Annotated in this window: 4 protein-coding genes and 1 pseudogene; 3 read left to right on the forward strand and 2 right to left on the reverse strand. The window is 67.5% G+C overall.

Going from position 1 to position 6,894, the window contains the following annotated elements; genetic code table 11:
- The 3 genes from ACIQ42_RS13820 to ACIQ42_RS13830 all read left to right on the forward strand — a co-directional run.
- Window positions 1-921 (forward strand): DUF6504 family protein (locus tag ACIQ42_RS13820; RefSeq protein ID WP_397422819.1); only part of this gene is annotated, 921 nt, incomplete at its 5' end.
- Between the two features lie 118 nt (window positions 922-1,039).
- The gene (locus ACIQ42_RS13825) at window positions 1,040-1,396 is read left to right on the forward strand and encodes an endonuclease domain-containing protein (protein ID WP_397422821.1); all 357 of its coding nucleotides are present in this window, start codon (window positions 1,040-1,042) and stop codon (window positions 1,394-1,396) included.
- An 81-nt stretch (window positions 1,397-1,477) separates the two neighbouring features.
- A complete protein-coding gene (locus ACIQ42_RS13830) occupies window positions 1,478-4,684 on the forward strand; it encodes an error-prone DNA polymerase (RefSeq protein WP_397422822.1) in 3,207 nt (1,068 codons plus the stop codon).
- A 21-nt stretch (window positions 4,685-4,705) separates the two neighbouring features.
- Here ACIQ42_RS13830 and serA read toward each other — a convergent pair whose 3' ends face one another.
- Window positions 4,706-6,280: a phosphoglycerate dehydrogenase gene (serA, locus tag ACIQ42_RS13835; protein ID WP_397422823.1), complete on the reverse strand. Its 1,575-nt coding sequence runs from the start codon at window positions 6,278-6,280 to the stop codon at window positions 4,706-4,708.
- Between the two features lie 72 nt (window positions 6,281-6,352).
- A pseudogene (locus ACIQ42_RS13840) lies at window positions 6,353-6,894 on the reverse strand (phosphoserine aminotransferase); the annotation flags it as partial.

Here is a 6,894-nt window from a genome sequence, read left to right on the forward strand (position 1 = left end):
CGCGCGCCCCTGGCCCGACGGTTCGGGGCCGAGACCCTGGAACGGCTGGATCAGGCCCTGGGCCGCAGCGCCGAGGCCCTGCGATTCCGCCGCCCGCCCACCCCCTGGCTGGCGCGCCTGGCTCTGGTCGAGCCGATCAGTACGCCAGAAGACATGGTCCGGGTGACAGAGGACGTCACCGCCAAACTCTGCACGCGCCTGGAGGCCGAAAGCCACGGCGCGCGGCGGTTCGAGATCGCCTTTCACCGGGTGGACGGCAAGGCGCTGCCGATCACCATCGGCCTGTCGCTGGCCGGGCGCGACGCGCGCCGGATCGCACGGCTGTTCCAGCCCCGGCTGGAGACCGTGGATCCTGGCTTCGGGATCGAATGCGTGACCCTGGCCGCCTACGACGTCGAGGCCACATCCGGCCGTCAGGGGCGGATAGATGCGGACCTTGCGGTCACCGTAGAAGATGGTCTGGCGCCATTGATCGACCGTCTCGTCAATCGCCTGGGACCGGAGCGGGTGTGGCGGGCCGCCCCGGTGGAAAGCCATGTGCCCGAACTCTCCGTCGGCCGGGCGCCGGTGCTGGGCGCGCCACCGCCCGAGGCCGCGCCCTGGGACCGGGAGGCGCCCAGGCCTGTGCGCCTGTTCCGCCGGCCCGAACCGGTGGAGGACGTCACCGCCCTGCTCCCCGACGATCCGCCGCTGCAGTTCCGCTGGCGCGGGCGCCTGCACCGCGTGCGCCGCGCCGAGGGCCCCGAGCGCGTGGGCGAGGAGTGGTGGAAGCGCGGGATCGACGAAATTTCCGTCAGTCACGTGCGCGATTACTACCGGGTGGAAGACGCCGAGGGCGCGCGCTTCTGGCTGTTCCGCGCCGGCCTCTACGGCGGATCGGACGCGCCCCCGAAGTGGTGGCTGCACGGGCTGTTTGGATGAGGAGCAGCTATGACATCTTCACCGCCCCTACCTTCTCCCCTTGCGGGAGAAGGTGGCCCCGTGAAGCGGGGTCGGATGAGGGGTCGCACAAGCGTCAAAGCTCGTGCGCTCTGAAGCCATGGCTCTCATTGCAACAACCCGCCAGGCCCGCGCGCTGCGTCACGCCGAGACCTCCACCGAAAGGTTCCTGTGGAAGCTATTGCGCGGGAGACGACTGGACGGTTTCAAGTTCCGCCGACAGGCCCCGATCGGACCCTATGTCGTTGACTTCCTCTGCCTTCGCCATCGGCTGGTCGTGGAGGCTGATGGTCCCTTCCACGATCCGGTCCGCGACGCCGAACGCGACGCCTGGCTGGCAAGCCAGGGATTCAAAGTTCTGCGGTTTGCCAACGGCGAGATCACCGGCGACGATCCGCGAGTCCTCAATCGGATCCTCGACGCCCTTGGGCGGCCACCGCCACACGGCCATCTCTGAGCGACCCCTCATCCGACCTTGCTGCGCAAGGCCACCTTCTCCCGCAGGGGGAGAAGGGCGCTTTCAGGGTCACCCCTCACGATGACCCGCTACGCTGAACTCCAGGCGGCCAGCAACTTCTCGTTCCTGCGGGGGGCGTCGCATCCGGGCGAACTGGTGACCGGGGCCGAGGCTCTGGGCCTGGAGGCCGTGGGGATCTGTGACCGTAACACCCTGGCCGGCGTGGTCCGCGCCTGGGCTCAGGCCCGCGACTTGCGGGAAAGCGGCGCACAGGTTCGCGCGCTCACCGGCTGTCGGCTGGACTTTGACGACGGCACGCCCAGCCTCCTGGTCTATCCGTCCGACCGTGAAGCCTACGGCCGCCTCACCCGCCTGCTCACCCTGGGCCAACGACGGACGCGGAAGGCGGCGTGTGAGCTGCGCTGGGACGATTTCCGCGACCATGCCGAGGGCCAGCTGGTGCTGGTGGTTCCGCCCGACCGGCTGGACGACGCCTTTGGCCGCGACCTGACCCGTATCGCCCGGGAATTGCCCGACGTCTGGCTGGCGGCGGCCCGGCGCTATGGGTCGCGGGACCTGCAGCGGCTATCGCAGCTGGCGGCCCTGGCCGAGGCCGCCCGCGCGCCGATGGTGGCCACCAATGACGTCCTCTATCACGGCCCCGAACGCCGCCCCCTGCAGGATGTGCTGACCTGCATCCGGGAAAGCTGCACGATCCACGACGCCGGCCTCAGGCTTCAGGCCAACGCCGAACGCCACCTGAAGACCGCCGCCGAGATGGCGCGCCTGTTCGCCCGGTTTCCCGGCGCCGTCGAGCGCAGTGTCGAGATCGCCGGGCGGATCGGCTTCGACCTGGGCGAACTGTCCTATGAGTACCCCGATGAGCCTGTGCCCTCTGGCAAGACGGCGATCCAGCACCTGCATGATCTCAGCTGGGCGGGCGCCCGCTGGCGCTATCCGCGCGGCGTGCCCGACAAGGTGACCAGACTGGTCGCCCACGAACTCGAGCTGATCGAACAGCTGAACTATCCGAACTACTTCCTGACCGTGCACGACATCGTCCGCTGGGCCCGTGACCAGGGCATCCTCTGCCAGGGCCGGGGATCGGCCGCCAATTCCTGCGTCTGTTTCTGTCTGGGGATCACCGCCGTCGATCCGACCAAGGAGGACCAGGACTTGCTGTTCTCCCGCTTCATTTCAGCCAACCGTGGCGAGCCGCCGGACATCGACGTCGATTTCGAGCACGAGCGGCGCGAGGAGGTGATGCAGTACATCTATCGCCGCTATGGCCGCGACCGGGCCGCCATCGTGGCGACCGTGATCCACTACCGGCCGCGCATGGCGATCCGGCAGGTAGGCAAGGCGCTGGGTCTGACCGACGACATCACCGCGGCCATGGCGAACACGGTCTGGGGCAGCTATGGCGACGGCGTGCCGGACGAGCATATCCGCCAGGCGGGCCTCGACCCGCAGTCGCCGGAAATCCGCCGGGCCACGGCGCTGGCCGGTGAGCTGCTGGGCTTTCCGCGACATCTGTCGCAGCACGTGGGCGGCTATGTCCTGACCAAGCGGCGGCTGGACGAGACCGTACCGATCGGTAACGCCGCGATGAAGGACCGCACCTTCATCGAGTGGGACAAGGATGACATCGATGCGCTGGGCCTGATGAAGGTCGATGTGCTGGCGCTGGGCATGCTGACGGCGCTGAAGAAGAGCTTCGATTTCCTGCCCCTGCGCCCCGACGGCTCGCGGATCAGTGACATTGCCCACCTGCCGCAGGAAGATCCGGCGGTTTACGACATGCTCTGCGAGGCGGATTCGGTCGGCGTGTTCCAGGTGGAGAGCCGGGCGCAGATGTCGATGCTGCCCAGGCTGAAGCCCCGGAAATTCTATGATCTGGTGATCGAGGTGGCGATCGTGCGGCCGGGCCCCATTCAGGGCAACATGGTGCACCCCTACCTCAAGCGCCGCGCCAATCCGGACGAGGTCGACTATCCGCGCCCGGGGCCCGAGCACCCGCAGGACGAGTTGAAGGACATCCTGAAAAAGACCCTGGGCGTGCCGCTGTTCCAGGAGCAGGCGATGCGGGTGGCCATCGTGGCGGCACGGTTCTCGGATGACGACGCCGACCAGCTGCGGCGTTCCATGGCCACTTTCCGCAATATGGGCACCATCGGCCGGCACGGCGAACTGTTCGTCGAGGGGATGGTGAGCCGCGGCTATGATCCGGAGTTCGCCGAGCGCTGCTTCAAACAGATCGAGGGGTTCGGCTCGTATGGCTTCCCCGAGAGCCACGCGATCAGCTTCGCCCTGCTGGTCTATGCCTCGGCCTGGGTGAAGCGCCACCATCCGGACGCCTTCTGTGCGGCCCTGCTGAACAGCCAGCCCATGGGATTCTATCAGCCGGCCCAGCTGGTCCGTGACGCCCAGCAGCACGGCGTGGAGGTGCGACCGCCTGATGTATCGTTCAGCGAATGGGACTGCACCCTGGAGGAAAAGGACGATCCAAGAGAGCAATACAGACCGGTACGTCTTGGCTTTCGGCAGATCAAGGGCCTCCGTGATCAGGATGCCGATCAGCTGATCGCGGCGCGGCAGGCCGGAGCGTGCTCCATCGAGGCGTTCGCCCGTCAGGGTCGTCTGTCGCGGCGGGCGCTGGAACTACTGGCCGAGGCCGACGCCTTTCGCAGCCTGGGCTTTCCCCGTCGCGAGGCGCTATGGGCCGTGAAGGGGCTTTCCGGCGAGTGGGGCGCCGCACGCGATGCGCCGCTGCTGCTGCGCCAGAGCCTGAAGGAAACCCAGGTCGAGCTGCCGTTCATGAGCGTGCCCCAGCATGTGGCCGAGGACTACCGCACGACGCGGCTGTCGCTGAAAGGCCATCCGGCCGGCTTTTTCCGCGAGGATCTGGCGCGGATGGGCGTGGTTCCCTGCGCCGCGCTGAAGACCGCCCGCGACCGCAAACGCCTGTCGGTGGGCGGTCTGGTGCTGGTGCGCCAGCGGCCCGGGACCGCCAAGGGTGTGGTGTTCATGACCCTGGAGGACGAGACCGGCATCGCCAACATCGTCATCTGGAAGGACGCCTTCGACACCCACCGCCGGCTGGTGATGACCTCGTCCTTCCTGGTTGTGCACGGCCAGGTCCAGAGCGTGGACGGCATCGTCCATGTGGTGGCCGAGCGCTTCACCGACCTGTCAGGGCGCCTGAGGGAGCTGCGGCAGGAAGACGGTGTCGCCCCCGACCCCCCGAAGCCGACGGACCGGATGGTCCGCAGCCGGGATTTTCACTGATCCCGGCCGCGACCTTTGGCGTCAGAAGCTGAGGGCGCGGGCTTCCTTCACGTGCGGCAGGGCCTGGATCTTGGCCAGCAGCTTGGCGTCCGGCGCCTGATCAATGCCCACCATGGCGATGGCGTCGTCACCCGCGTCGATACGACCCAGGTTGAAGGTGGCGATGTTGACGCCGGCCTCGCCCAGCAGGCCGCCGAGGGCGCCGATGAAGCCCGGCTTGTCCAGATTGTTCACGTAGAGCATGCGAGGCGAGAACGGGGCGTCCAGGTCCATGCCCTTGACCTCGACGACGCGCGGCGCGCCGGCCTGAACGGCGCCGGCGAAGGAGCGCTTGCCCTTCTCGGTGGTGATCGTGATCCGCATCAGGCTCTCATAGATTGGCGAGTCCTCCTGGCGGCTTTCCGAGAAGGTGACGCCGCGTTCCTTCGCCACTGCCGGCGCCGAGACCATGTTGATCTCCGCGAGCATGGGCCGAAGCACGCCGGCCAGGGCGGCGGCGCTGAGCGGCTTGGTGTTGAGCTTGGAAACCTCGCCCTCGAAGGCGATGTCCACGGCCTTGACGCCGAAGTCGACCATCTGGCCGGCCAAGGCGCCCAGCTTCTCGGCCAGGGCGATGAAGGGCTTCAGGCGCGGGGCTTCCTCGGCTGTCACCGAAGGGCTGTTGAGCGCATTGGTGACGGCGCCGTTCAGCAGATAGTCGCTGATCTGTTCGGCCACCTGCAGGGCGACATTCTCCTGCGCCTCGTTGGTGGAGGCGCCCAGGTGTGGGGTGGCGACGAAATTGGGCGCGCCGAACAGCACGTTTTCCTTGGCTGGTTCCTGAACGAAGACGTCGAAACCGGCGCCACCGATGTGCCCGCTCTCCAGCCCGGCGCGGAGTGCGGCCTCGTCAACCAGGCCGCCGCGGGCGCAGTTGATGATCATCACGCCCTTCCTGGCCTTGGCCAGGTTTTCCGCCGACAGGATGTTGCGGGTCTTGTCGGTGAGCGGCGTGTGAAGGGTGATGAAGTCGGCGCGGGCGAGGAGGTCGTCCAGTTCCACCTTCTCCACGCCCATCTCCACGGCGCGTTCCGGCGACAGGAAGGGATCGTAGGCCACAACCTTCATCTTCAGACCCAGCGCGCGATCAGCGACGATGCCGCCGATGTTGCCGGCCCCGATCAGGCCAAGGGTCTTGGCGTAGAGCTCCACGCCCATGAAGCGGCTCTTTTCCCACTTGCCGGCCTGGGTGGAGGCGTCGGCGGCGGGCATCTGGCGTGCCAGGGCGAACATCATGGCGATGGCGTGCTCGGCCGTGGTGATCGAGTTGCCGAAGGGGGTGTTCATCACAACCACCCCGGCGGCTGTGGCGGCAGGGATGTCGATATTGTCGACGCCGATGCCGGCGCGGCCGATGACCTTGAGGTTCTTTGCGGCGGCGATGACGTCCTTGTTTGGCTTGGTGTCGGAGCGGACGACCAGGCCATCATAGTCGCCGATTACGGCGATCAGTTCGTCTTTTGACAGGCCGGTCTTGATGTCGACGTCGACGCCTCGCTGGCGGAAGATATCGACGGCGGCGGGGCTGAGGCTGTCAGCGATGAGTACGCGGGGCATGATTTCTCTCACATTTGAGGCGTGCTCCCGGCCTGGCCGGGGGCAGCGGAGCAGGATTCCGGGGTCGCCGCGTCAGGCCGCAGCGAGGCCTTCGGCGACGGAGGCGAAGGCCCAGTCGAGCCAGGGGGTCAAGGCGTCGAGGTCTGAGGTTTCCACCGTGGCGCCGCACCAGATTCTGAGACCGGGAGGCGCATCGCGGTAGCCGCCGACATCGAGAGCCACCCCCTCCTTCTCCAGCAGATTCGCCAACTTCTTTGCGAAATCGGCCTGGGCGTCTTCGGGCAGGCCGGCGACGCGGGCGTCAACCACCTTCAGGCAGACGGAGGTGTTGGACCGGTTGGCGGCTTCCTCGGCCAGGAACGCGACCCAGGGGGTTTTGGTCACCCAGGCCTCGAGCACGGCCAGGTTGGCGTCGGCGCGGCGCTGCATCTCGGCCAGTCCGCCGATCCGCGACGCCCAGCCCAGGGCGTCGAGGCAGTCCTCGACGCACAGCATGGATGGCGTGTTGATGGTGGCGCCCTCGAAGATCTCGAGGTTCACCTTGCCGCCCTTGGTCATGCGGAACAGCTTCGGCATGGGCCAGGGCGGGCTGTAGCTCTCCAGACGAGCAACCG

This window comes from Phenylobacterium sp. (genome assembly GCF_044372605.1).
Classification (GTDB): Bacteria; Pseudomonadota; Alphaproteobacteria; order Caulobacterales; family Caulobacteraceae; genus Phenylobacterium.

Bases quoted from the DNA above. Each gene is read 5' to 3' on its own strand.
- ACIQ42_RS13830 (WP_397422822.1), top strand. From the start codon at position 1,478: ATGACCCGCTACGCTGAACTCCAGGCGGCCAGCAACTTCTCGTTCCTG.
- ACIQ42_RS13825 (WP_397422821.1), top strand. From the start codon at position 1,040: ATGGCTCTCATTGCAACAACCCGCCAGGCCCGCGCGCTGCGTCACGCC.
- serA (WP_397422823.1), bottom strand. From the start codon at position 6,280: ATGCCCCGCGTACTCATCGCTGACAGCCTCAGCCCCGCCGCCGTCGAT.